Annotated in this window: 29 protein-coding genes and 1 pseudogene; 24 read left to right on the plus strand and 6 right to left on the minus strand. The window is 33.1% G+C overall.

What is annotated here, in order from left to right:
• Nucleotide 1 precedes the first annotated feature (1 nt).
• Nucleotides 2-3226 (plus strand): type ISP restriction/modification enzyme, encoded by a 3225-nt coding sequence (locus MRZ19_RS04165; protein WP_291030633.1) that lies wholly within the window; start codon nt 2-4, stop codon nt 3224-3226.
• A 12-nt stretch (nt 3227-3238) separates the two neighbouring features.
• On the opposite strand, the gene nhaA is transcribed toward MRZ19_RS04165, so the two are convergent.
• Nucleotides 3239-4564: a Na+/H+ antiporter NhaA gene (nhaA, locus tag MRZ19_RS04170; protein ID WP_291030635.1), complete on the minus strand. Its 1326-nt coding sequence runs from the start codon at nt 4562-4564 to the stop codon at nt 3239-3241.
• Nucleotides 4565-4573: 9 nt separating this feature from the next.
• Nucleotides 4574-7375, minus strand: a complete 2802-nt coding sequence (locus tag MRZ19_RS04175) for a RecB-like helicase (protein WP_291030637.1) — start codon at nt 7373-7375, stop codon at nt 4574-4576.
• A 118-nt stretch (nt 7376-7493) separates the two neighbouring features.
• Between MRZ19_RS04175 and MRZ19_RS04180 the strand changes: the two genes are divergently transcribed.
• The 3 genes from MRZ19_RS04180 to MRZ19_RS04190 are packed head-to-tail and all read left to right on the plus strand — an operon-like array spanning nt 7494 to nt 8868.
• A complete protein-coding gene (locus tag MRZ19_RS04180; RefSeq protein WP_291030639.1) occupies nt 7494-8354 on the plus strand; it encodes a DnaJ C-terminal domain-containing protein in 861 nt (286 codons plus the stop codon).
• A 9-nt stretch (nt 8355-8363) separates the two neighbouring features.
• Complete coding sequence (locus tag MRZ19_RS04185) at nt 8364-8732, plus strand: helix-turn-helix transcriptional regulator (RefSeq protein ID WP_291030641.1); 369 nt, start codon at nt 8364-8366, stop codon at nt 8730-8732.
• Nucleotides 8733-8742: 10 nt separating this feature from the next.
• A complete protein-coding gene (locus MRZ19_RS04190; protein WP_291030643.1) occupies nt 8743-8868 on the plus strand; it encodes a hypothetical protein in 126 nt (41 codons plus the stop codon).
• 13 nt (nt 8869-8881) lie between these two features.
• Here the strand turns inward: MRZ19_RS04190 and MRZ19_RS04195 are convergent, their stop codons facing one another.
• Entirely contained in the window at nt 8882-9592 is a 711-nt protein-coding gene (locus MRZ19_RS04195) for a response regulator (protein ID WP_291030645.1), read from the minus strand.
• Nucleotides 9593-9677: 85 nt separating this feature from the next.
• A complete protein-coding gene (locus MRZ19_RS04200; protein ID WP_291030647.1) occupies nt 9678-9989 on the minus strand; it encodes a DUF2325 domain-containing protein in 312 nt (103 codons plus the stop codon).
• Between the two features lie 159 nt (nt 9990-10148).
• Here MRZ19_RS04200 and MRZ19_RS04205 point away from each other — a divergent pair, with 159 nt between their 5' ends.
• A complete protein-coding gene (locus MRZ19_RS04205; protein ID WP_291030649.1) occupies nt 10149-10598 on the plus strand; it encodes a Fur family transcriptional regulator in 450 nt (149 codons plus the stop codon).
• Nucleotides 10599-10684: 86 nt separating this feature from the next.
• Here MRZ19_RS04205 and mqnE read toward each other — a convergent pair whose 3' ends face one another.
• The gene (gene mqnE / locus MRZ19_RS04210) at nt 10685-11737 is read right to left on the minus strand and encodes an aminofutalosine synthase MqnE (RefSeq protein ID WP_291030651.1); all 1053 of its coding nucleotides are present in this window, start codon (nt 11735-11737) and stop codon (nt 10685-10687) included.
• Nucleotides 11738-11872: 135 nt separating this feature from the next.
• Between mqnE and MRZ19_RS04215 the strand changes: the two genes are divergently transcribed.
• Both MRZ19_RS04215 and MRZ19_RS04220 read left to right on the plus strand, forming a co-directional pair.
• Nucleotides 11873-12409 (plus strand): PAS domain-containing protein, encoded by a 537-nt coding sequence (locus tag MRZ19_RS04215; RefSeq protein WP_291030653.1) that lies wholly within the window; start codon nt 11873-11875, stop codon nt 12407-12409.
• On the plus strand, nt 12406-13782 hold the full coding sequence (locus MRZ19_RS04220) for a methyl-accepting chemotaxis protein (RefSeq protein WP_291030655.1): 1377 nt from the start codon (nt 12406-12408) through the stop codon (nt 13780-13782). The genes MRZ19_RS04215 and MRZ19_RS04220 overlap by 4 nt, the downstream gene beginning before the upstream one ends.
• A gap of 235 nt (nt 13783-14017) precedes the next feature.
• Here the strand turns inward: MRZ19_RS04220 and MRZ19_RS04225 are convergent, their stop codons facing one another.
• Nucleotides 14018-14464 (minus strand): hypothetical protein, encoded by a 447-nt coding sequence (locus MRZ19_RS04225; protein ID WP_291030657.1) that lies wholly within the window; start codon nt 14462-14464, stop codon nt 14018-14020.
• 150 nt (nt 14465-14614) lie between these two features.
• Between MRZ19_RS04225 and MRZ19_RS04230 the strand changes: the two genes are divergently transcribed.
• From MRZ19_RS04230 to cutA, 17 genes and pseudogenes are all read left to right on the plus strand, one after another.
• The gene (locus MRZ19_RS04230; protein WP_291030659.1) at nt 14615-15235 is read left to right on the plus strand and encodes a hypothetical protein; all 621 of its coding nucleotides are present in this window, start codon (nt 14615-14617) and stop codon (nt 15233-15235) included.
• A 96-nt stretch (nt 15236-15331) separates the two neighbouring features.
• On the plus strand, nt 15332-15538 hold the full coding sequence (locus MRZ19_RS04235; protein ID WP_291030661.1) for a hypothetical protein: 207 nt from the start codon (nt 15332-15334) through the stop codon (nt 15536-15538).
• Nucleotides 15535-17169 carry a hypothetical protein gene (locus MRZ19_RS04240; protein ID WP_291030663.1) on the plus strand — a complete coding sequence of 545 codons (1635 nt, stop codon included), beginning with the start codon at nt 15535-15537 and terminating at the stop codon, nt 17167-17169. Before MRZ19_RS04235 ends, MRZ19_RS04240 begins: the two co-directional genes overlap by 4 nt.
• A gap of 326 nt (nt 17170-17495) precedes the next feature.
• Nucleotides 17496-18038, plus strand: a pseudogene (locus MRZ19_RS04245) (type IV secretion system protein); the annotation flags it as partial.
• A 4-nt stretch (nt 18039-18042) separates the two neighbouring features.
• Nucleotides 18043-18879, plus strand: a complete 837-nt coding sequence (locus tag MRZ19_RS08540; RefSeq protein ID WP_366936147.1) for a hypothetical protein — start codon at nt 18043-18045, stop codon at nt 18877-18879.
• Between the two features lie 15 nt (nt 18880-18894).
• A complete protein-coding gene (locus MRZ19_RS08545) occupies nt 18895-19188 on the plus strand; it encodes a TrbG/VirB9 family P-type conjugative transfer protein (protein WP_366936149.1) in 294 nt (97 codons plus the stop codon).
• Entirely contained in the window at nt 19185-20135 is a 951-nt protein-coding gene (locus MRZ19_RS04255) for a TrbI/VirB10 family protein (RefSeq protein ID WP_291030667.1), read from the plus strand. Before MRZ19_RS08545 ends, MRZ19_RS04255 begins: the two co-directional genes overlap by 4 nt.
• Nucleotides 20136-20137: 2 nt before the next feature.
• Nucleotides 20138-20365: a hypothetical protein gene (locus tag MRZ19_RS04260; RefSeq protein WP_291030669.1), complete on the plus strand. Its 228-nt coding sequence runs from the start codon at nt 20138-20140 to the stop codon at nt 20363-20365.
• 11 nt (nt 20366-20376) lie between these two features.
• Nucleotides 20377-20772 carry a hypothetical protein gene (locus MRZ19_RS04265; RefSeq protein WP_291030671.1) on the plus strand — a complete coding sequence of 132 codons (396 nt, stop codon included), beginning with the start codon at nt 20377-20379 and terminating at the stop codon, nt 20770-20772.
• A gap of 12 nt (nt 20773-20784) precedes the next feature.
• A complete protein-coding gene (locus MRZ19_RS04270; RefSeq protein ID WP_291030901.1) occupies nt 20785-21330 on the plus strand; it encodes a CpaF/VirB11 family protein in 546 nt (181 codons plus the stop codon).
• Nucleotides 21331-21496: 166 nt separating this feature from the next.
• Nucleotides 21497-21772: a hypothetical protein gene (locus MRZ19_RS04275; RefSeq protein ID WP_291030673.1), complete on the plus strand. Its 276-nt coding sequence runs from the start codon at nt 21497-21499 to the stop codon at nt 21770-21772.
• A 92-nt stretch (nt 21773-21864) separates the two neighbouring features.
• Complete coding sequence (locus MRZ19_RS04280) at nt 21865-23604, plus strand: M3 family oligoendopeptidase (RefSeq protein WP_291030903.1); 1740 nt, start codon at nt 21865-21867, stop codon at nt 23602-23604.
• A 14-nt stretch (nt 23605-23618) separates the two neighbouring features.
• Nucleotides 23619-24089, plus strand: a complete 471-nt coding sequence (locus MRZ19_RS04285) for a hypothetical protein (protein WP_291030675.1) — start codon at nt 23619-23621, stop codon at nt 24087-24089.
• 15 nt (nt 24090-24104) lie between these two features.
• On the plus strand, nt 24105-24851 hold the full coding sequence (locus tag MRZ19_RS04290; RefSeq protein ID WP_291030677.1) for a DUF5644 domain-containing protein: 747 nt from the start codon (nt 24105-24107) through the stop codon (nt 24849-24851).
• 8 nt (nt 24852-24859) lie between these two features.
• Nucleotides 24860-25672, plus strand: a complete 813-nt coding sequence (locus MRZ19_RS04295) for a hypothetical protein (protein ID WP_291030679.1) — start codon at nt 24860-24862, stop codon at nt 25670-25672.
• A gap of 1 nt (nt 25673) precedes the next feature.
• Nucleotides 25674-25955, plus strand: coding sequence for a hypothetical protein (locus MRZ19_RS04300; protein WP_291030681.1), 282 nt, complete (start codon nt 25674-25676; stop codon nt 25953-25955).
• The gene (cutA, locus tag MRZ19_RS04305) at nt 25955-26290 is read left to right on the plus strand and encodes a divalent cation tolerance protein CutA (protein WP_291030683.1); all 336 of its coding nucleotides are present in this window, start codon (nt 25955-25957) and stop codon (nt 26288-26290) included. Before MRZ19_RS04300 ends, cutA begins: the two co-directional genes overlap by 1 nt.
• The last annotated feature ends 59 nt before the right edge of the window (nt 26291-26349 follow it).

A 26349-nucleotide genomic window follows, 5' to 3' on the forward strand; every position in this document is an offset into this window, starting at 1 on the left:
GATGTTATACAATGAAGTTTTAGAAAAAATTTTAGCCTATAAGAATGCTTTGCAAGAAACAGCTAATCTTAAACGTTCAAATGAGCATAGCTATCGCACGCAACTCCAAAATCTTCTTAATGCTCTAAAAGAAGATTTTATCCGCGTGATACAAGAGCCAAAGGCAGAAGTAGGGCAGGGGGATATTCGTCCTGATTTTAAAGTGTATAAACAAGTAGATTCTAAAGATGCACTCACTTACAATGCTTTAGTTGGCTTTATAGAGTGCAAAGAGTGGGGCAAAAAGCTAGAAAAAGAGTTAAAAAGCAGTCAAATCCATAAATATTTAAGCATTTGTCCCAATATTTTACTGACAGATTACAATCGCTTTATTTTAATTAATTTTGGAGAGGTGATTGCTGATGTGCTTTTGTTTCCTTATGGTATGGATTCTAATCTTTTTACACACGATTCCAATATTTTAGATGTTGAAGTTGTGCAAAAATTTTCAACGCTTTTATCTGACTTTTTTCATTCTACACACGCAAATATTACCACTAAACAAGAGCTTATAAAAGTGCTATCAACACAGAGTTTTTATTTAGGATTAAAGACTAGGGAGTTTTATCAAACAACCCCATTTTCAACTTTTCATAGATATTTTGAAAAAACTTTTGATGGTTTTAGGGATATGCTTTATGATTTTAGCATTGAAGAGTTTTGTGATATTTTAGGACAAAGTGTTGTTTATGGGCTACTTGTGGCGCATTTAGAAAGCAACAATCACAAAGACACTATTAAACTTGAGGCAATTAGCATTGATAGTATTGTGGCACTTCTGCCAAAGGAATTTCAAATTTTAAGCGAGTTTATTTATTTTTCCATTCCTGCTTTTCACATTCCAGCCCCCATTGCTTATGCGTTAGAAAATATTAAAAAAACAATCGCGCTCATTGATAGAGCTGCCATTGCAAAAATGTTAAACACGCAAATAGAATCCATTGCAATTTATCTTTATGAAGATTTTTTAAAGGCTTATGATGATTTGCGCGGAAGCGAGAAGCGTAAGGAAGGTGGAGTGTTCTACACGCCAGAATCTATTGTAAATTGCATCACTTCAAGCCTGCATTCTCTTTTAAAGAGTGAATTTGATAAGAAAAGGGGGTTTTTAGAAGAGGGGGTTAAGGTTTTAGACTTTGCCACAGGGACGGGAAGTTTTTTAGCAAAAGTGTTTGAAATTATTTTAGAAGAAGAAAAATCACACTTTTGGAAAAATGATGCAATAAAGCAAAAATTTTTAAAAGACATTTATGGTTTTGAAATTAGCTTTGTTCCTTATATTGTAGCGCATATTAAACTTTCAGCCATTCTTAAAGCGCGCGGATTTGATGTGCTAGATGAAACAAATAAATTACAAATTTTTTTGACAAACACATTAGATTTAAGCACACAAGCAAAATTACAAATCTCTATGCCACTCTTTTTATTAGAAGAACAGGAGCAAAAAGCGCATAGCATTAAGCACACAGAGGAAGTTTTGGTGATTTTAGGAAATCCGCCTTATTATCAAAATTCTAAAAACAATCTTTTAGAAATTATTAATTTACACAATCTTTACAAACTTGGCTTAAAAGAGCAAAACATTCAGCCTTTAAACAATGATTACATTAAATTTATCCGCTTTGCGCAATGGAAGCTTTTAGAGCGAACAAACCCTTCTACTCTAAGCTTATTTAATGACAGCACACATTATGGACTTATGGGTTTTATTACGCCAAATTCTTTTATATGGGGGCGCACACATCGCAAAATGCGCGAATCTCTTTTTAATTCCTTTGACACTATCTATATCATTAATCTTCACGGAGATAATGAAAAAGATGAAAAAAATGATGAAAATGTTTTTGACATACGCATAGGTGTGTGCATATCACTCTTTATTAAACATAAAGAAAAAAGAGAATCGCAAGTTTTCTACTACTCCACGCACGAAAATGCAATTTATAAAAGGGTAGAAAAATACGCCTTACTAAACAAAATCGCACAGCAAGGATTAAAAAGCATTGCGTGGAATGCTTTAAAATGTGAAGCACCTTTTTATTGGTTTATCCCACGCAATTTGGATTCCACAAATTATAAAAACTTTTGGGCTTTAGGTGAGGATAAGGCGTTGGGCGATACTAAAGCAATCTTTAAAATTTATAGGAGCGGAAATAAATCGGAGCGGGATAAAATTTGCTTGCATTTTAATGAGCAACACTTAAGAGATGTGCTGCAAGATTTTATGGAGCTAGATACTCAAAAGATTCGCCATAAATACCAGCTCAAAAAAGATACTAGGGATTGGAGCATAGAAAGAGCGAAGGCTGATGTTATAGAGCACAAGGAAACTATGGAATCTAAAATTCAAACAATCGCCTATCGTCCTTTTGATGTGCGATACACATTTTTTAGCGGAAAAAGCAGAGGATTTTGGGGAACTCCATCGGCAAAAGCATCAAAACATTTTATGTTGGGTGAAAATTTAGGCTTGTGTTTTACAAAAGATTATTGGGGATATTATGATGCGCCTTTTGTTACGCATTTACTCACTGATATTCATTACAATGGCGGACAATGTTATGTAGCCCCCCTTTATGATATGGAATCTCAAGATGAAAAATTGGAAAAAAGCGTGAATTTCACAGATGATTTTTTAAAATATTCTAAATCTAAAAAAAATCTAAAAAATAAAACCCCAGAACAGATTTTTTATTACATTTATGCCACGCTTTATAATCCAAACTTTAGAGAAAAATATGCAGAGGAATTACAAATAGGATTTCCGCGCATTAATTTTGAAGTGAGTCAAAAGGAATTTGAAACATTACAAGATTTAGGTGAAAAACTTGTTTATTTACACCTATTAAAAGACTCTCCATTGCTAGAAACATTGCTAAAAGATTCTAGCATTATGCTAGATTTTAGAAGCCCTACAACAAAACAACCAAGCTATACAATAGAAAAACTAAACGCCAAAGAGCGTTTTGTAGATTCTTCTATTATTCTTAATGAGGATTTATGTTTAAAAGAAGTAAACCACGAAGTCTATCATTACACCATTGGTGGATATAAAGTGATTGAAAAATGGTTAAGTTATAGAAATGATTACACTTGTTCTAGGGCGGAGTTAGAGCATTTAGAAAAAATCTGTAAAGCCATAGAGGCAACTTTAAAAATAGAGAAAATTTTAAAAAATTTAAATTAAGAGCAAAAGCTCTTAATGGTGCGTAACTTTATCACGCACAAGGAAAAAGATAGCCCCTAAAATCCCAGCGGTTAGGGAGGAAATCAAAATAGAGATTTTCGCAACATTAGTAGCAATAAGTGCGTGTTCGCCAGAGAAGGCAAGGTTTGTTACAAACATTGACATTGTAAATCCAATTCCCCCTAATGCACCTGCACCAAAGATTTCTGTCCAAGTTACACCTGTTGGACGCGTTGCGATTCCTAATTTTTCTGCTAAGAATGTGAATAAGAAAATCCCCACAGGTTTACCAACTACAAGCCCTAAAAAGATTCCAAGAAAGACATAATCCACACTAAAATCAATATTTGAGCCAATAGTAACCCCCGCATTTGCAAAGGCAAAAATGGGCATAATCACAAAGCTGCTATAAGGCGCAAGTGCGTGTTCTAAGCGTAATAAAGGATTTTGCACCGCTTTTTTTTGCTTGCTAATTTCATCTAATGCGTGGACTTGCTCATTTTGCAAAAGGATTCCATCTTTTTCCTTTTCTGCTTGCTTGAAGTGATCTACGATTTTTGTGATTTTTTCCATAAAGCGCATCGTGTCAATTTTTGGCGCAACAGGGATTGTAAAAGCAAGCACAACTGCTGCAATTGTTGCGTGCACCCCACAACTATGCACTGCAATCCATAACAACACGCCTAAAAGCATATAAGGCGTGAGTGCTTTTACCCCAAGTTTGTTTAAGATAATAAGCAAAACTACAATTCCAGCGGCTATGGCAAGCCAACCTAAAGAGATTCCGCTTGAATAGAACACGGCGATAATGATAATTGCCCCTAAATCATCCGCAACGGCTAAAGAAACTAGAAAAACTTTCACAGAGATTGAAACACGCTTGCCTAAAGTTGCTAAAACACCAAGCGCAAAGGCAATGTCTGTTGCCATAGGAATCCCAAATCCGTGTGCGGATGGTGTGCCACCATTTAAAGCAATATAAATAAGCCCCGGTCCTACCATTCCTCCAAGTGCCGCGATAATAGGTAATGCCGCTCTTTTAAATCCTGCAAGCTCGCCAAAAAGCACTTCACGCTTAATTTCTAAACCTACAACCAAAAAGAAAAACGCCATTAAAACATCGTTAATCCAATGTTCTAAGCTCATTCCAATAAATGTGTTATTGAGAGTAAAGCCAAATTGCATTTTCCAAAGTGCTGCATACCCTTCACTTAACGGAGAATTTGCAACAATCATCGCTAACACCGCACAACAAAGTAATAAGATGCCAGCAAAAGACTCACTCCGTGTGATTTTGCCAAGTGTGGCTAAAAAACCGCTTTTATTTTCTGCTTCCATACTTTTCCTTTATATAATTTCAATAAGTTTTCCTTCTTGCTCTTCTTGGGTGTAAAAAACATAGCCATAAGTTTTTTTGTGTAGCATTTGCTGCACAGATTCCATATATTCACGCACTTGTATTGCGTGGGAATCCTCTTGCTCGCCACTTTTATAATCCACAATCCAAGCGGAATTTTCTCCTTCAACTAAAAGATCAAGGCGTTTTTCTCTGCCATTTGACAAAAAAGGAATTTCGCATTTTACCTTGCCTTTAGCTACAATTTCAATAAAATTTTGATTTTTTAAGACTAAATTACTACGCAAAACAATTTTTTCTAATTCTGTAAAATCTAAATAAAATCCAACTTTGTTATTTAGAATTTCTAAGAGCAGGGTATCATTTAAGTTAAATTTTAGCTTTTGTTCCATCGCAAAGTGCAAAGCGATTCCATAATAGATTCCTTTGAGATTGTGTGCGTATTGTGGGGAAGTTGAAGTTTGAATATCTCTTTGGCGTCCTTGATTTTCTAAACTAGGTTTTTCTTTAATGATGTTGTTAAATTCTTGATTTAGCATTGGCATATCTTGTGAAGTTGTTTTGGGCAAAATGTTAGATTTTTCTAGGATTCCATAAGTGGAATCTTGTAAGTTTAAATCTACAAAAGCCCCTTTTTCACTAAGTTTTAAAATATGCATTGTTTCTTTAGCGCGCGTTAGGGCAACATAGAGCTGATGTTTTAAATCCTTTGCTTCTAGTGCTTTTTCTTTAGCAAGGGCATTGGCGTAGTTGGAATCTAAACTTTGACGCACAGGATTGCTATATTGAAAAATCTGTTTAATATCTACTCCATTTGTGTCAAAATCAAAAAACACTTTGGAATGCTGTGTATTATTGCGGTTTGCTTTATCCACAACTAGAACATTTTCAAACTCTAATCCCTTAGATTTATGGATTGTCATAATACGGATTCCAGAAGCATCGCTAGAAACTATGTCTAAAGATTTTTTTCCAATGTTTTCTAAAAGTTCCGTAAGGGTAGGGTATTCTAGTGTGGATTCTAGGAATTTTTTGCTACTCAAGCTTGCGATATGGTAACGCTCCATTATTTTTAAAATCAGCTGTGAAGGGGTTTTTACACTCTGTATGCTTTGCAGAAAAACTTCAAATGCAGAATCCCTTTTTAATCCTAAAAGCATAAAAAAAGCATTTTTGTAAAGCACATTTTGCGTAGTGATATATTTTAAGAGTTCTAAAATTGCACGCACTTCATTGTGATTTACTAGCCTAGCACTCGTGTCAATTACGACTTTATATGTTTGCTTCTGTAAAAGTTGCGCTAGCTCTACAACTGCATTATTATCAAACACTAAAATCGCAATGGAATCCTCTTTAACACCCATTGCTTTAAGCGCTTGTAAAGTTTCTAGCACACCTTGATAGAGCACATCTTTTTCATAGCTTTTTACACTTACAAATCCTGTGTGCTTGGAGTTTGGAATCTGCGGGATAAAATCCTCAATCTCATCTTTAAAGGTGTGATTAACAAACTCTACAATGCTAATAGCACTGCGATAATTAAACTCTAAGTTGCAATGCTCCATTCCAGCACTTGCGATTTTAAAAAGCTTAGGATTTCCGCCGCGGAAGCGATAAATGGATTGCTTTACATCGCCCACATAAAAGAAACTGCGCGTGAAATTTTTTTGTCCAATTCCAGATTTTATTTCCTTAATAAGCGGTTCAAGAATAGAATACTGCAAAATGCTTGTGTCTTGAAATTCATCAATTAAAATGTGATTAAGTGTGCTATCAAGCCGAAAATACAAGAAATCTTTAGGGATTAAATTTTCCTTTAAAAGCTTATGCACTTTAGAAGCCACTGCGTTAAAACTTAAGGAATTGCTTTGTTGGTAATAGCATTCTTTTGCCTTTAAGAAATGTTTAAAAATTTGATAAAGCATAAGGAGATATTGTGATTCCTCTTTTAAAAAATAAGAATGAAGGGAATCTTTTAAAAGTGCGAAATCCTCTGCATTAAAAGGCACTTGTGCAAATTTATCCCTTTTATAATCTTCTAATTTTTCTTTTGTAAGCCAAGTTTTACCCTTATCTAACAAACTTTCAAAATCATTAAATTGCAGGCTTTTTGCTATCTCTTCAAAGGTTTCATAATAGGTATTTTTAAGTCTATTTGCATAATACATTGCTTGCTGTTTATAATCTTTGCCTCGGGATTTTATCAAATTACGCACAAAAAGATTGCGATTTAATGATTCCTTAAAGGCATCTAAAAAAATGCAGAGTTGCAATAAGGAATCTAAAGTCTGTTTGGTGGAATAACATAATTCTAAAATGGCATCAAAACTTGCAGAATCCAAAGTGTTTAAAAAAATTTCAGAAATGGCATTAAAATCCTCTTCTTGGACCTTAAAATCATATTCCACTCCCACATACCAACAAAAACTTTTTAAAATCTTTTGAAAAAACGCATCAATAGTGGTGATTTTTAAATCCTGCTCTAAAAAACTTTTATAAATGCGATGGATTTTATCCTCTATGGCTTTCCAATCCTCCTCCTTCGCATTATCATTTATATTAATAAGCTCAAGTTTTTTTATATAATCTCTATTATTTTTATTATGATAAAGTTCTTCAAGGTTATGCGTGATGCGTTCTTCCATTTCCTTTGCGGCTTTTTTTGTAAAGGTTAAAGTCAGGATATTTGCAGGTTTTGCACCTTGTAGCAAAAGATTTAAATAACGCCTTGTGAGCTGATAAGTTTTTCCACTTCCTGCACTTGCGCTTAGTGATAATAGCGGATGTTGCATAATTTTCTCCAAAAATAGAATTATAACATTTCAAAAATGTAAAATAAAGTTGATTGACATAAGCTAAAGGTTTATAATATAATACACTAAAAGTTATAAATTTTAAGGAAAAAAGCAAATGTCAAAAAGTCTATATGAAACACTAGAAGTTGCGCAAAATGCAAGCGCAGATGAGATTAAAAAGTCTTATCGTCGCCTTGCGCGCAAATATCATCCTGATATCAATAAAGAACCCGGAGCAGAAGATAAATTTAAAGAAGTGAATGCAGCTTATGAAATTTTAAGCGATGAAAATAAACGCAAACAATACGATCAATTTGGCGATTCTATGTTTGGTGGGCAAAACTTTCACGATTTTAGACGCTCTTATGGTAATATGAATTTAGATGACATTTTAAGTCAGATTTTTGGAGGAGGATTTGCACAAGGCGGTTTTGGGGGAGGTAGTTTTGGAAATTTTGGTAGTTTTGGAAATGCAAGAAGTTCTAATCTTGATGTTAATGCGCAAATTACGATTCCATTTACAACTGCTCTTTTGGGGGGCTTGCATAATGTTAATATCCAAAATAATAGTTATGACATTAAAATTCCAGCTGGGGTGAAAAGCGGAGAAACCATTCGTCTAAAAGGCAAAGGAAATAGCATAAGAGGGCAAAGCGGTGATTTGCTCTTAAAAGTGAGTGTTGCTCCTCATCCACAATACACGCAAGAGGGCGATGACTTGACAATGCCTTTTGATATTCCCTTAAAGATTGCTTTATTTGGCGGTAAAATAGAAATTGAAACATTGCGCAAAACCATCACGCTAAAAGTGCCAAAAAACACTAAAAATGCTCAAAGATTCCGTGTTAAAGAATTAGGAGGCTATAATCGCAAAAGTAAAACTTATGGCGATTTATATTTAGAAGCAAATGTTGTGCTTCCTAATAGCGATACACTTCCAGAAGCATTAAAGGAAGCGTTAGAGAAATATTTATAAGGAGAGAGAATGTATAGTTATGATGAACCGGTTTATTTAATTAGCGTTGTGGCAAAGATTTTATCCATCCATCCACAAACCTTGCGCCAATATGAGCGTGAAGGGCTTGTGGAGCCGGGCAGAACAGATGGCAAAATGCGTCTGTATTCTCAAAGAGATATTGATAAGATAAAAACGATTCTGCGTTTAACTAGGGATTTAGGCGTTAATCTAGCTGGCGTGGATATTATTATGCGCCTTAAAGATAAGCTAGACGAACAAGATAGAGAGATTGAGGAGTTGCGCTTGAGCTTGGAAAAACTTAAGGCAAATCAGCCTAGTAAATCTGTGGTTAAAAAACAAAGTTCCTATGAAGTGATTATTTTTGAAAAATATTAAAGGAGATAAAATGCCAAAAGTTCTAACACTGCTTACTTGTGCATCTTTGATATTTTGTTTCAATGCGTGTTCTACAAAAGGCTATGCAAACTCTAAAGGAGGAGCGGGCTATACAGAATGGAGATTAAGTTTTTAAGAAAATTGCAGTCTTATTCTTTAGTTTCTTCATCTAAGATAGGTTGAAGCTTGTAACCAAGGCGTGATTGGTTACGGATTAACTCATAATAAGTTTTGCGTCTAATGCCATTAATGTGCATACGCAAAGAATCCATTGTCATTTGTTGCCCATTCCAAACTTTTTGACGAAATTCTTCATAAGTAACAGGATAACCATCACTTTCCAACAGCAAGTCTAAAATTTTACATTCTCTATCGGTGAGTTCAAATACTGCAAATCCTTTTAGGATAGACTTATCGCGGCGCCGATAAATAACATTTTGTCCAAGTTCTACAACTTGTTCTTTGTTTATGCCCTTATTGATGTTTAGCAAAAGCACAAAGAGCTCTTCTAAATCCACTGCTTTTTTAATTAAAGATGTTGCATTGAGTTTGACCATTTCAGCGATTTTTTCCTCATCACTATAAGCTGTCATAAAGATTACAGGAATATTTGGATTGATTTTTCGCATACTTTTAACCATAGCAATCCCATCTAACTTGCCATCAAGTTTTACATCTGTAATGACAATATCAATTGCTTCACTTTTAAAATATTTTAATGCAAGCTCCCCTTTTTTGGCAGTAATAATTCTTTTACAACGACGCTCAAGCGGAATCCTAAGCAAGTCTAAGGCAACAGAGTCATCTTCAACAATTAGTAAAGTTAGTGTGTTTAGTGGCTCTAAAAGTTCTGGTGTCATTTCATTCCCTGTGTATGACTTTTGATAAGAGTTTAAACACAAATTGTATGTTATAAATATTAAAAAATTAATTAAGTTTTAGTATTTACTCACAAGGGCAGGTTTTATTACAATTTGCTCCAAAAGTTTTCATAAATTCACAATACAGACAGCTTACACTGCGTTTAGTGCAAATAACAGGAATCTCTTTTTTCTTTGCAGCGTTGCGGAATTTGCGCATTGTGTTATGATTTAAAAAATTCGTAAGCATTACTAGGCATCCAATATTTTGTGGTAAGTCCTTATGATTTACGCTTTCTTTTCTCCCATCCCAATGCGTAATCTTCTTGCATCCTAAGTTTTTAAGAACTGCTTTAATGGGAGTAATCTCATCACCACCAATAACCAAAACCGACATTCTTTCTCCTTTTGAAAATTGATTTAATTTATAAAATGATAATTAATATCAACTTAATATAAAATAAAAATAATTCTTATTTTATCTTTGATTTATTGCATTCTTTTTGATACAATAGCCATTATCAAGCAACAACTACATATCAATAAGGATTTTATAATGAAAAAATATAAAGAATCTCTCAAGACAATTTTAGATAGATTGCATCTATCCATTAAAAAAAATAATTTAAAAAGCTCTAAGCAAAGAGAGTTAATCCTGAAAGTGATTTATGAAGACGGAGGACATCTAAGTCCTGAAGATATTTTTACGATTATTAGAAAAACTTGTAAAAACACAAGCATTTCATCAATCTATAGGATTTTATCCTTCTTGGAAAAAGAAGGATTTGTTAGCTCTATTGAAGTAGATAAGAATGGAAAGCGCTATGAAATTGCAAGCGGATTACACCACGATCACATCATCTGTGTAGAGTGTGGAGGGATTGAAGAATTTTGTAATGATGAGATTGAAAAACTTCAAGTTGATGTAGCAGAATCCTACAAAGGCAAACTTGTAGGACACGATATGATGTTATATGTAGTTTGTCAAAAGTGCTTAAATAAGTAGTCTATGAATCTATGTCTTCTGCTTTCTAAAAACTCCATCTATTTATAAACTTGGTTTGCGAAAAACTTTTGCAAGTTTTACCCTTATTAGTAAGTTTGAATGATATTATAAAGGCTATCGCGCTCTACTGGGATAAATCCCGCATCTTTGATTTCTGCAATTAGAGTGTCTTTTGCAATTCCATAGGCACTTTTGCTACCACTTGCGCTTTGGATTGCTTCTCTTTGAATTGTGCCGTCAATATCATCTGCACCAAACTCTTGTGCAACAAGTGCTAAATTTAACCCTAAAGTTGCCCAATAGGCTTTAATGTGTGGAATATTTGGGAGCAGAATCCTAGCAATTGCAATCGTTTTTAAAATTTCTTGTCCACTAGGAAACTCAGTAACTTTTAAAAAATTATTTTCTTTTTGATAGACTAGGGGGATAAACGCATTAAAACCCCCGCTTTTTTCTTGTTGATAATACAAACGCAAGAGATGATCAATACGATGCTCGCGCGATTCTATGTGTCCAAAGAGCATTGTAGCATTAGATTTTTTGCCTAAAGAATGCCAGATTCCGTGGATTTTAAGCCAAGTGTTGGAATCTACCTTGCCCTTACAAATATAATTCCGAATTTTTTCATCAAAAATCTCTGCACCACCACCGGGCATAGAGTCCACACCATTTTGCGCCATTAATTCTAGCACTTCTTTGTGGCTTTTGTTTGAGATTCCACTTAGATAATTGACTTCAGCAGCAGTAAGGGCTTTAATATGCACCTGTGGAAACTCCGCTTTAAGGGTCCTAAAAAGTTCTAAATACCATTCTAAATTAAGCTTTGGATTGTGTGCACCTACAATGTGCAACTCTAATGCGCCCGATTTTATGGAATCCCTAGCAATCTCTAAGACTTGTTCTTTATCCATCGTGTAGGCATTGGGATTTTTTCTGTGCGCAGAGAAGCCACAAAATTTACAAATATCAGCACATTGATTAGTGGGGTTAAGGTGACGATTAGAGTTAAAAAATACTTTTTTTTTAAAATATTTTTGTCGCAGAGAATCTGCCATTTTACCAAGTGTAAAAATGTCTAAATCATAAAGCTCTAGGGCATTTTTAGAATCTAAAAAATCTTTCTGTTGATAATTTTGCATCATTAACCTTAAAAGCTAAAAAGTTTATTGTATATTTTATTTTCAAAACCCTTAATCTTGACTTTTAATAATTTTTTTACAATAATTTCAAGCTCCAAATTTTGGTAATTTATTATACTTTAAGGGAATAAATAAGTGGAATCTGCATTAAAACTTCTAAAAAACGAAGTCTTACTAAAAGATGATACATTAATCACTTCTAAGACAGACTTAAAAGGTAAGATTACTTATGGAAATCTTGATTTTATTGAATATGGCGTCTATAATGAAAATGAGTTTTTAGGGGAGCCCCATAATCTTGTGCGCCATCCCTTTATGCCACGCGCTGCTTTTAAACTTTTATGGGATACAATGGGAAGAAAACAGGAGTTTTTTGCCTATGTTTGCAATCTTTCTAAAAATCGCCAAACCTATTGGGTTTTTGCAAATGTAACACCCTCTTATGATGAAAACGGAAGGGTAATTGGTTATTATTCTGTGCGTCGCCGACCAAGTAAAGTTGGGATTGAAACAATCATAGAAATCTATAAGCAATTGCTCTTGCTTGAAAAAGAAAAAGGCTTAGAGGCTAGTATGCAATTTGTGTCAGATTATTTAGAACAAAACAAAACAGAATGGAATGAGTTTATCATTAGCCTTCAAAAACAAGCTAAAGCAGGGGGATACCGATGAGAAATTTACTTGTTCTTGGCATTATACTTTGTGCCATTGGCTTTGTGCTAGAAGCGTTTATGCAAGGGTTTAGCATCTTTTTACTTATTTATGTATTAATTGGAATTATATTAGCGTATGGAATTGTAAAGTTTACAATGCGTGAGCGCCTTATCCAAAATATACTTAAAGTAACGAAAATGTATCAAAAGGGGCAATTTGAACAACGCGTCCTATATATTCAAGGCGATGAAGATTTATGTGAGATAGCAAATAATATCAATACAGTGGCAGATAATTTAGAAGCTTTTATGCGTGAAATTAGCACAGCAGTTCATTGCTCCCAAGAAGGTAAATATTATCGCTTAGCTTATGCACAGGGTTTAAAAGGAGCATTTATTCAAAACATTAATTATATCAATAAAGCATTATTAAAAATTGAGGAAAATGCAAAAGAAAATATCCAAAATGCACTTGCAAAGTCATTGCTAGATATGAGTTTAGGTAGCCAAAATGAAAATTTAACAAAAATTTCATCAGACTTAGACGGAGATATGCAGCAACTAGATGTGGTAAATGATAATGTTACAAACATCACAAATAGCGCAAAAGATTCACAAAAAGATGTTGCAGGCATTACGGAATCTATTGATGCTTTAATGGTAATTATCAACGATAATTTAGCAACCGTAGATAGCTTCACCCAAAAGTCAAAAGATGTGAGTTCAGTTGTAGACATCATTGCAGATATTGCAAACCAAACAAATTTACTAGCACTAAATGCTAGCATTGAAGCTGCTAGAGCAGGTGAGCACGGAAGAGGATTTGCTGTTGTTGCTGATGAAGTGCGCCAGCTTGCAGAAAAAACGCATAAGGCAACAAATGGAATCTCAATGGTCGTTCAAAATATGCAACAAGAAATTGCAGAGATTCAAGATAATTTTGCACAAATTTCAGATTATGCAAATTCAACACATAGTAATATCACAAATTTTAATGAAGTCTTTGGTAGAATGGAGCAGACCACAGTAACGCTTCAAGAAGTCTTTAATAAACTATCATCGCGCCTATTGTATAGCATTTCAAAACTTGAACACATTGTGTATAAATCTAATTTATATTTGAGTTTTAATTTAAGAAAAAAAACTTGTGACTTTAATGCAATTAATCCTATCTCTAAATATTTAGATGATGAAAAAATGCTTTTAAAAATTGAAAACCTTGACATTGAGGGGTTAAATCAAACAAAAGTTGCATTGCTTGAGGATACAAATTCTGCACTTGAAAAGCTTAGCCAAACACTTACAAAAGAAAATGTAGATTCCATTATTGAAACTTTTGAGGACATTGAAAAATCTTCTAAGCGTGCTATCACACTCTTAGATGTTGAATGATTGATAAAGGGCAAAGAGGTTTTATGTATTTTTAAATAATTTAAAATAAAACCAAGCTCCCACTGCTTTCAATTCCGAATCAATACTTTCTAGTAAGTCATCAAAGTTGTTATAATCTAAAGGCTGATTTTTGTATCATCAGTTAGTTCTCTTGTGATAGCAGCGTGTTATTTCAACTTTCTCTTGATTTTTCTCTTGTTGTAAATATCCACGCATTGTAACTCCTTATTTTAAATTAGTATTTAGTATTTAAAGCAGCTAAGAATGTATCAATTAGAAATTTAAGCAATGCAAAATTTGCACCTATGATTGTAACTACTGAAATAACTCCTGTTGAGATAATAAGCCACATTTGTTTTTTATGGGATTCTGCAATCTCCACTTTTAATTCTTGCTTAGTTTCTGCAATTTCTGTTCTTACTTGATTGATTTCAGCCCTTACAAAATCTTTAGTTGCAAGTTCATTTTTTAATCTCTCTTCTAGCTCTTCTCTTATGGCAGTTGCATTAATAGCTTGCTTACTAACAATCTCATCGGCTACAATTTTTATGGATTCCATAATAATTTGTTCATTTTTCTCTTGCCCTAATTCTTTAATCTTTTGTTTTAAAAAGGCTAGTAACACAGGAGATAATATTTCTCTTGTTTCTAAATTGCTATTATGTATTGCTTGTCCACCCATTGTAATTCCTTCAATTTCCATACATATAACTTAATTATACCTAAAATTTTTCATTTTTATATATCGTTTTTTTGGATTTTCCAAGCTTCAAGGTAGAATTTACAATTTAGATTTTTTAAACAAAACAAATCTATACTTAAAGGAGTGAAGATGCCAGCACAAGAAGAAATTCAAGAAGTTAATGAAGTTAATAATAACAAAAATAAAGAGACAACAAGCAAAGAAGAAGGGAATGAAAACAATAAAACAGATACAAGCAATAAAGAATCTCTTTATACAGAATTTCAAGATTTTAAGCAAAAAACAGAATCCAAAGAAGCAACTCAAGATATAACAAGTCCTTATTATGATGTATCAAGGGAAGGCTCTTTTGAATATTCTGATTATGCAGATACCTTAGCTTTTTATGGACAACCTTTTGCAGAAAACTTTAATGAAGAAGAGTTTTTAGAAGAAGGTAGGAGAATTGAAGAAGCAAAACAAAAAATAGAAGAGGCAAGGATTGCAGAAGAAAAAGCTAATGCACAAGAAGCAATGCAAATCTTAGGCGAAAAACACGAGCTAGAAAATAAAAAAGAGCTTGTAGAAGAGATTTTAAATAACTCCACTCCAGAACAAGCTATTTATGCAACAAAAGAAGCATTAAATAGCGAGGGTGTAGAAAAAGCAAAAGATTCTTTAGAAATCTTAGAAGAAATGACAGCTTTAAAAGAAGAATTGAAGCAATTAGAAACAGAACAAGGAAAAGAGATGTTTAAGCAATCTATGTAAGAAAATTCACAAGACAAGCCTTTAGACAATCAAAACAGCAAAGAAAATACACCGCAATTAGAAAATGCAGAATTAAGCCCCGATTCCATTGATGAAATGTATTTAAAGCGTAAGCAACAAATCTCTGAAAGAATCCAAGAATTAGAAGAAAATTTTGATAGAAGTGTAGAAAAACTCATTGAAGCAAAGGATATTAATGAGATTTTAAAAGCTCTTTACAAAATGAATTATGCACTTTCTTCTATGAAAAAAGAAAATAATAAAATCCAAGAACAAGAACACGAAAGAAGAATGATTATATGATTTTTCACAGGAATGATGGAAAAAGAATTTACGCAAGATTCTTAAGCATAAAAGCCTATGAAACAGAAGAAGTTTCAAGTTTAATCTCTACTTCCGTGCTTAGACAAAATAAAGAATTTATGATTTTTATCCATACTGAATGCTACACAAAAGACAAGGCAATTAAACACATTAAAGACATAAAGCCTTTTGCAATGGATGAAATAAAAGTTGAATTAGAAAATTTAATGAAGGCTATTAATACAGACAGAGAAACACTAATGCTTGTTAGCTATTCTATTTTAGTCACTGCTGATTCTAAGGAAATCTTAAATGAAAATTGTAATGATTTACTAGGAACACTTGAAAATCAAAATTTAGCAGTTGTTAGAGAAACGCTAAACCAAAAACCCCTTTATTTTTCATTCTTTCCAAGTAGAGGCAATTTAAATGTCAGAAAAAGAAGCCTGCAAAGCTCAAATCTATCCACCATTATCACTTTTGAAAATGATATTGTAGGAATCAAAGAGAATCGTTGGAGAAAAATGCCAATTACCTATTTCAAGCATTTAAGTGGAAGTCCATTCTTATTTAATTTTCACGAAGATGAATCCAAAAGCGCAACAGGACATACCATTATCGTGAGTGGAACAGGTAGCGGTAAAACAATGCTAACACAATTTTTAATGCTAAACCTTTTTAAATACAACATTAATATCTTTGCAATGGACAAACTGCGTGGAATGCGTGTTTTTACTGAATTTTATGGTGGGGAGTATAATGATGCAGAAGACGATTTTAAGTTTAACCCCTTTACTTTAGCAAACACTATGGAGAATAAGCAATTTTTAAATTTTTTCTTATGCAAAATGGCAGACATTAAAACAAATGAACACAAACACATTAATCAAGTCGCAAAAACAATAAAGGCTTTAACAAGCTATACAAAAACAACACCAACACTACAAGATTTTCAAACAGCACTTCCAACAGATTATGAAATTGACTTAAAGGCAAAATACCAAAAATATTTAGATTCTATGTTTAACAATAAAGAAGATACTTTAGATTTTTCTAAGCAACTCTCTATCTTAAATATGGATTCCATATTGAAAAATCCAGACTTAGCAAGCCTATCAGCACTTTATATATTCCATAAATTAAAAAATGTTTCTAAAAATAGTGGCAAGGGATTTTTTATTTTCATTGATGAATTAAAAGACTACCTATTAGAAGAAACAATGCGTGAATCAATCCTAGAGATTAGAAAAATTAATGGGATTATTATGATGGCAGTTCAAAATTTAGACTTTTTTAATGTAATCCCTAAAAGCCAAAGCTTCATTGATAATATGAGTAACTTTATCATTTTTCCAACAACTGATGAAAGCGTTTTAGAAAATCTACAAATAAAAGCGCAATTAACAGGCGGGGAAATTGACTTTTTAAGAAAAACACAAATCAGCGAAAGAAAAATCCTTTTAAAACAAAAAAGACTCAATAAAAGCGCAATTTTAGATGTGGATTTATCTTCTTTAGGAGGGTATTTAAACACTTTTAGCTCTGAAGCATTAGATGTCAATAGAATGATGGATTTAAAAAGATTCCACACGGATAAGTGGAGAGAATTATATTTACAAGGAGAAAGTTAATGTTAGCCAAATTAATCCTTACAGCAGGAATGATTATATTCATCAGTGGTTGTGGTTCAAAAATCCATAAAACAAGCCCTTGTGCTTGTTTTACATACGAAGAGATACTAGGATAAATAATGGTAGCTAACGATAATGATTTAAGAAAAGACCCTAATTACATCTTTAGTTTAGAAAAAAACATCAAAAAACACTTTTGCTTTTAGTTGCAATTTTATCAATCTTATTAATGCTTGCGCTATTGATTATCTTAATGCTAATGCCGCTTAAGGAAAAAGAGCCTTACTTGGTATTCTTTTCAAAATGCAGACAATAATTTTGTAAGAGTAGTGCAAGGCAACTACAATATAAAGGCTGATACAGCCTTATTAAAAAGCATTATAAGCGGTTATGTGCTTGATAGAGAAACGATTAATAGAATTAATGATGAAGAGAGATACAGAAAGATAGCTTCACAGAGCGAAAACAAAGTCTGGAAAGCTTTTGAAAGATTAGTAACCCAACGAGGAAGCATTTACACAACTCCTAATCTTTATAGAGAAATTGAAATTATCAACACTTCTATCCTAAGTAAAAATGTTGCTTTAGTGGATTTTATCGCAACCACACAACAAGGTGTAGTTAAAAACATCTCACGCTTTAGAGTAAGCATCCAATACGACTTTATCAATAGGGAAATCACACAAGAATCTGTTCCAAACAATCCAACAGGCTTTATTGTTAAAGAGTATCAAGCAACAAAAATTAACATTGAAAATCAAAACACAACTCAAGAAAAGAAGCAAGAAACTCCATTAGAAAACAATCAAACAAGCAAAACAGAAAATGACACAAAAATAAAAGAAGCAATATTGGATAAAAAGGATTAGCAAGATGAATCATAAATTAATTGTGAACTTATTGTATTGTGCAAGCCTTATAAATATTGTTAATGCTGAAATTGTAGAACCTATAGGACTGCAATATTTACAAGGACAAACAGAAGGAGGGCAACAATCAGGGGAAAATATTTTTATGCACAATAATATCAAACACGATAAAAGCATTAATAATAGTATCAAAGAAAGCATTAATATCAATAATCAATTAACTTCTGAGCAAATTGAAACTTTGCAAGTGCAACAACAATATACAAACCCACAGCAAATACAGATTAGCCAAGAAGAAATAGAGCTAATGAAAAAAGCAATTAGACATCAAAACTTAAAAGCTTTGCAAAATAAATTTTTTGAAAAGAAACGCACAGGATTTGAAAATGTCTTAACAATCCTTTATGAAGAAAATAAGACACAATCCATTAGGACACGCTTTGCAATGAATACAACTTTGATTTTTGATACAAAAATTAAAAGCTACATTTTAGGCGACCCACAAGGTTATAAAGTGCAAGAAATCCCAAATATGTCTAATGCTCTTGCAATCACTCCAAGTCTAATAGGAATTGATACCAATTTAACAATTTTTACAGAAGATAATAAATTGCACAATTTTTACATTTTTTCCACAGATTATAAAAATAGTCAAAACCCCAATTTAATTGTCTATATAAAAGATGAAGAAGCAATGCTTTATGAACAAAAATTAAAGCAACAAAAAGAAGAAGAGGCAAAAAATTACCTTGTGATTCAAGAGGGAATCGCAAAAGTGAAAATTAAAAGAGATGCAATCAAAAGAAAATTTAAGCAAAAAGCAAAAGAAGAAAATAAATGACTTTTAGCAGAAGACATTTTTAGGGATAATAAATGGACTTACTTTAAATACCCAAAAGATAAAATGCCTAAAATCCCTACCATTTTTGCAGTCATTGATAAAAAAGACACTCCTATTGAAACAAAAATCATAGGGGATTACATTATTGCAGAAACAATTAACCCTAAATTTACAATTTACATCGGGAATTCCTATGTTTGTATAGAAGACCTAAACAATAAGGAAGAAAAACACAACCATCAAAAGGACAATCCCTTTACACCCCCTAATATTATTGAAGTAAAAGACATTAAAGGAGGGGAGCAATGAAAAAGACTTTTTATACTCTATCTTTCTCCCTTTTAGCTCTAAATTGCTTAAATGCAGAAGATGTGTTAAAAGACAATAATACACAAGAGAATTTAGATTATTTCTTTGAAAATGAAAGCAATTTTCCGCTTGATGATTATTTATGGAATCTTAAAAAAGAACCCAAAAAAGGAGCAATACCACAAATTAATGATATTCATCAAGAAATCTTTAAGGATTTAAAAAAGATTGAAGAAGAAAGCCAAGAGGACGATAAGCTAGAACAAAAAGAAGAGAAACAAGAGAACCAAAAGCAGATTATATCCACACAACCCATCACACAACAAAAGCAAATTGACCCTTATCAAAAAGAAAAGAATAGAATCCAACAACTTATTAGAGATGGAATCTTATCAGATAGGGCAAATCCATCCATTGTAGATTATTCAAATTCTAATAAAAGAATTTATGGAGTGGATTCTTTTAGCAATCAGCCCAATATTAATGAAGCAACAAATGAGCATCGCTTATTTAGAATGATAAGGGCAGGGCGTATGATTCCAGCGGTGCTAACAACTGCAATTAGTAGCGACTTAAGTGGATTAGTTACTGCACAAGTTGAAGAATACATTTATGCAACAATGGGGCAGGCAGTAATGATTCCAAGAGGAAGTAAGGCAATAGGTTTTTACCAAAACAATAACACAATAGGACAGAATCGCTTACAAATTCAATGGAGAGAAATCATTACCCCACAGGGTGTAAATATTCTCTTAACTAATGCAATGACTTCAGATAGTATGGGAATGAGCGGTGCATTGGGTGAAGTTAATAATAAATACTTTGAACGCTATGGAATCATTGAAATTAAACAAGGGAGTAGAATTTTCCTAGTGCCAACACATCACATCTGGTTTCCAAAACCAAAAAATAATGAAGTGATGGTTCAATATTTTACAAAGGAGTAATTATGCAAGAGCAAGAACTAGAAATAAAAAAAGAAAAAACAACAAATAATGCAATCAATGTTGATGCAATCATAAATGAAATTGAAGAGGAGCAAAAAAGCAAAATTGAGAAAGAGAAAATTTATCAAAAAATCCTTCAAACAAAAGACGAAATCACAAAAATTGAAACAGAGTTAGTCAAAAAGAAAACAAAGCTCAATAAGCTTAATCAAAGCTATAAAGAAATTTAAAAGGTAGCAATATGTCTTCTATCGTCTTAGATACTATGCTAGAAAAAATGGATAAATATCTCACATTAGAAGCGAATAAAATTTGTATCAATAAGCCCAAAGAATTAATGATTGATAGAAATAGCAAATGGGAAGTTATAGAAGATGAAGAGATTGATGGAGATTTCTTAGATACTCTAGCAATTCAATTAGCAACAACAAGAAGGCAACAATTTGATGAAATTCATTGCCACTTGTCTTGTGAGTTACCACCACCCTATCTAAGATATAGAATCCAAGTGCAACACAAAGCAACTCTTTTTAATAGTGATTGTAGTGTCGTTATAAGGATTCCAAGTAAAACAAGATTTCCACTTGAAAGTTTTATATTAAGCCAAAAAGTAATGCAAGCAGGTTGGAATTATTAAAAAATCAAGGATATTGTTAAGCAGCAAGGGGAATACAAAAAGAATTTATTAATAAGTGGTGGAACAGGTAGCGGTAAAACAAGCTTTTTAAATGCACTTATTGAAAACATACCCTTAAAAGAAAGAATCATTAGCATTGAAGATTCACAAGAATTATTCATTCCACACCACAATAAAGTGCAACTAGCAGTCCCAAAGCAAGAAAGCCTACATTATAACTATGAAATTGCAATCAATAACACAATGAGAATGCGACCTGATAGATTATTTTTAGGGGAAATTGATACACGCAACACATTTCCATTTTTAAGAATCAACAACACAGGACACGGCGGAAGTTTATCAACGCTTCACGCTAATAGCCCAGAAGACGCCATTAAAGCCATTATTACAAACATAATTCTAAGAGGTAGCCTACAAAATCCTGATAGAGCAATGTTAGTTGATTACATTTGCACTGCAATCCATTACATTGTCCAAATTAGAAGGGAAGGAAACAAAAGAATCATTACTGATATTTTGGATTTAATGCAGGTGCTAATGAACAAGATCTATTAAAAGGTGGCAGTATTGGAGTAAGTGCGGGAGCGGAATTTCAATTCAGTGAAGAAACGAAAAATCATAAACAAAATCAAAAAATTGGTTTTTAAAGAGTTCTCAGCCAAAATGCAGTCCAAAAGAAATAAAGGAATGGATAGAAAAAGAAAGAATCAATATAGACTCTTTGCCAAATCAGCTGAAAATGGCAATCAATGAGTTTTTGAGTGTTGGGTGTTTAGATGTGGAATTTAGTGAAGTGGTGGGAATTTCCAATGAAATAAATAACGCTATTGAAGTTGGCGGATCAATACAATTTGATATAGAGAGTATCGCCAAAAACTTTTTAGCAAATTTAGAGCAAAAACTTGGAATTGCATTTTTGAAAAATAAAGAAAACAATATAAAGAAAGAAATTTATATTTATGTACGCTTAAAGCACGATGGAGTAAATCATATATAATTTATATTGTTAATGTTGGGTTGCTTAATGGTGTTTATTAAGCCCCTTTGCTGTAAAATTTCGCAAAAATTAAAGGAATATTTATGGCAGATATAAAAGATATATGGAATCTAAAACACCTATTTAATAACAAAGAATCTCTACACAAGGCAATGCAAAGCGCAATTACAAAGGCGCAAGACTTTGAGACGAAATACAAAGGCAATCTTAATGCGCTAAATGCGGAATCCTTTTATCAAAGCTTAAAAGAGTATGAAGCACTTTGCGAGGAGTTATCACGCATTATGACTTATGCGTTTTTGTGCTTTGCGTCTGATACGAAGGAGGGGGCGTTTTATGCAGAATGCGAAATGGAAGTTAATAAAGCGCAGGGTTCTTTGCTGTTTTTTGATTTAGAATTTAATGCGCTTGAGAGAGTAAAACAGCAAGAATTTATAGAGAGTGCGAAGGGATATGCGTATTATTTAGAGCTTTTGCAAAAACACGCAAAGCATCAGTTAAGCTTAAAAGAAGAAAAGGTGTTGTTAAAAACACAGCCTGTGGGTGTGGATAGCTTTAAACGCCTATTTGATGAGCATTTGAGCAATTTGCGCTTTTCAATCACGCTTCAAAATGAAATTAAGGAAGTGAGTGAGGAGGAAGTTTTAAGCCTACTTTATGATAAGGATAGGGAAGTGCGTAAAATGGCACAAGAATCCTTAAGCAAAACGCTAGCGCAAAATCTCCCGCTTCTAACTTATATCTATAATGTGGTGCGAAAGGATTTAAAGATTACAGCGGAGTTGCGCGGGTATGAGAGCTTGGAGCAATCGCGCCATATTTCTAATCAAACCACGCAAAAAAGTGTGGATATGATGGTAGAAACCATCAATCAAAATGTTGGAATCGTAGAGGAGTATTACACGCTTAAAGCGCAATTACTAGGCTATGACTGCCTTTATGATTATGACCGCTATGCGCCTATTGCTAATGATGAAGCGGACTTTAGTTACGCAGAATCTAAAGCCGTTGTTTTAGAAGCGTTTGCGGAGTTTTCGCCAAAATTTTATGCCATTGCAAAGCGTGCATTTAGTGAAGGTTGGATTGACTCACATCCTAGAGAAAATAAGCGTGGTGGGGCATTTAGCCATAGTGCTGTGCCTAGTGTGCATCCCTATTTAATGCTGAATCACACAAATCGTAGGCGTGATGCTTTCACAATGGCACATGAGCTAGGACACACGATACATCAATATCTCTCGTATTCTGTGGGTTATCTCAATGCTGATACTCCGCTAACAACGGCGGAAACGGCGTCTGTTTTTGCAGAAATGTTACTTTTTGAAAAAATGCAGAAAAATTTAAATAATAAAGAGAAAATTGCCCTTTATGCAGGTAAGCTAGAAGATGTGTTTGCCACGCTTTTTCGTCAAAATGTTTTTACAAATTTTGAACGCTTAGTGCATAAAAAAGAAGGGGAATTAAGCACAGAAACACTAAATGTGCTATGGCAGGAAGAGAATCAAAGAATGTTTGGCAGAAGCGTGGTTTTAACAGAGAATTATAAGCTGTGGTGGTCGTATATTCCGCATTTTATCCACACACCTTTTTATTGCTATGCGTATAGTTATGGACAACTTTTAGTTTTTGCACTTTTTGGCGTGTATCGCAAGCAAAGAGAAGATTTTGTGGCAAAATACGAGAAGTTTTTGAGTCTTGGCGGAAGCAAAACACCAAAAGAACTTGTTGGAATCTTTGATTTAGATATTGAGAGTAGCGATTTTTGGGAGATTGGAATGCAAGAAGTTAGAATCCTTTTGGAAGGCTTAAAAGAGATTTTAAAAGAAGAATAAAAGGATAAGGAGAGATGGAAATTTTGTTGAAAGATAAGAAATTTCAAGCAATGAAAGAGAAGCATTGCTATGAAATTTTGGAGCATTTAATCCGTAAGAAAATTAGCTTTTCAATTCTGTGTAATATAGAGTGTGTGAAGTTTGAACCAAGTTTGCCACAAGAAATTCGTAATGCTTTTAGTGAGCTAACTTTGTTTATTTTAGCAGGTTACACTTTTGAGAGTTTAGAGCTTGATGGAAAGAATTTGTATTTTGAAGCAGGGTTTGGTGAAGAAAATGTGGGTAGTTTTGTAACATCTCCACTTGATAGTATTGTGCAGATTTTGCTTCCTAACCATGATGGTTTGCAATCAGATTTTTGTATTTATATGAATCTATTTGCAACATTTCCTAAAATTAAGCCAAGTCAAATGGAAGAAGAGGGGATAAATAGCTCAATGCAAGCCCTTTTAGCAAATCCAAAAAATAAAAAATTTAAAAAATAATTTGTTGGAGAAAAAATGGAGAAAAAAATTAATTTAGAATTATTTCGCTTTGATATAAAAACCGATTATCTACCTTATTTTGCGAAGCTTACAATTAAGGTTGCCCCTGAAAAATCCCTATTAGATTTGCTTAAAATAATCCAAGATTCTGTGTATGATTACGGATATAATGGATATGGTTTTAAGATTAATGGGGTAGTTGTTTTTGATTTTGAACTTTCTCTTTTTGAACTTATAAAAAAGTTTGGAAATGCTTGGAAAGTAGAACCGCTTAATGCGCATTTAGCACTTAAAGATTTAGCCATTAATATTGAACCATTTTGGGAGAAGCTTATGCCATTAAAGCAATTAGGGTTAGATGAGCTTGCATACGATGAAGTTTTGAGTGCTTTTAAGCATACAGATTTTAAGGAAATTTGTGTTGAAAATTTGGAATCTAAAATGTTAAGCAATACTTTTTTGCTTTCTTTTTTACCTTATGCCTATGCAACGCCTTTGAGTGTGGAAAATCCAAACTATCTAGGTGAGGCGTATTTTTTACTTGCTGCGGCATTGTATGCAAAGCATAAAACAGATGACATTTTAGAGGCTGTATGCGATATGGAAAATGGAATCTTAAATGTACAACGGCTAAAAACTTATCTTTTTCCGCAAGATGATAAGTTTGATCTTTGCATAGAAGAATTAAAAACTTTGATTTTTGACCGCTGTGAAAATCCAAAGATTCAAAAGTTTAAAACTAGAATTTTAAAAAGCCTATAGGAGAAATAATGGAATCTTATATTCTTTTACATAATCACTTTTATAAGTCTTCTAAACTTTTAATGGATAATGCTAAAAAGCTATTAGATAAATTGCACATCTCTGTTGTGCGCACAGAATCTCTTGCGCTTGATGATAAATTTTTGCCTTTTGTGGCGACTATTGAGTATTTTAAGCCCTTAATTGTGTTATTAGATAAGGCACATCAAGAAGGGTGTAAGGTGCTAGTGTGTGATTCTCAAAGTTTTTTGGTTATCAAAAGGCTTTTAAAGAATCTGTATGAAAATACGGAGTTTAGAGAGGAGCTAGCAAAGTATTGTGCGATTGATATTTTAAATCTTGAAAACACTTTTATTTTTGCTCCCGAAGTGCTAATGGATAAGATTTCGCCTGATGCGATTAAACATAGGCGTTGGGAGGGCTTTAAATGCGCGTTTATTGTTGATAGAGGGCTTGAAGAAAAGTTTAAGGAATCACAACTATTTGCACGCATTGAAAGCATCACAGGGCTTAAGCTTTTGCCTTTTTTCAAAGAGAGTTATGCCTATTTATTGCAAAGCAACCCTGCATTGGCTTATAAAATGGGCGCAATGGACTATTATGAAATGGTAGATTGCGGAGTGGATTTTATTATGGCTGAAAATCTTGGAAATTTTGAACTTATGGATAAGCACATTAAGGACTTACAAGATATTTCTGGGCGTGATACTGCTGAGATTCCATTGTTATTTATGCCGCAAGTGATTTTGGCGTTGTTCAGCGACGCAAATGCGGAATCTTTAGGATTTCACGCACATAAAATTAAACCACAAATGCTGTAATATGGTTTTTGCTTTAAAAGTCATTATTTCGCTTGGAATCGCAATGGTTTGGTATCAACTCACTGCAAACCAAGAAACTGCAATTTTCTTCTTCATCTTAATGCTTGGAATCTTTTTTATCCGTCCTATTTCTTACCAGAACCAAACGGAGCGTCAGGAGTTTATTGAAAAATACAGACGCTCAAAAGAACGCCAAAGAAACTTAGAGAAAATGCGTCAAGAAGAGAAGAAAAAAGCATTTGAAGAAAAGAAGAAGAGAATGGGAGGAGAAAATAGGAATTAATGCAATTGATGTTACTGCAAACAACTACCACAGAATCTAATGCGAAATTGTTGATTAAAGTCGCATTAGAATTAGGTTTAAGCCCTTGCATTCAGCAAGCACAGATTCAAAGTAGCTATATGTGGAAAAAGGATTCTAACTTTTTACAAATCGTAAATGAAGCAGAAGTTTTGCTAAATTTTAAGGTTTTTAAAAAAGATTTTAAGAAGTTAAAAGAGATTCTTTTAAAACATCATACCTATGAACTTCCTGAGATTATTGGAATCAAGCTTTATAAGGTCTCTAAGCCTTATAGAAAATGGTGTGAAAATGCTTTTAAGGAAATTCCAAAATAGCATTAATTTGGAATATTTTTTGCTTTTATTTTTAGAATGTGAAACTTAAAATAAAGGAA

The sequence above is a fragment of the Helicobacter sp. genome, from assembly GCF_022770205.1.
In the GTDB taxonomy this organism is placed as follows: Bacteria; Campylobacterota; Campylobacteria; order Campylobacterales; family Helicobacteraceae; genus Helicobacter_D.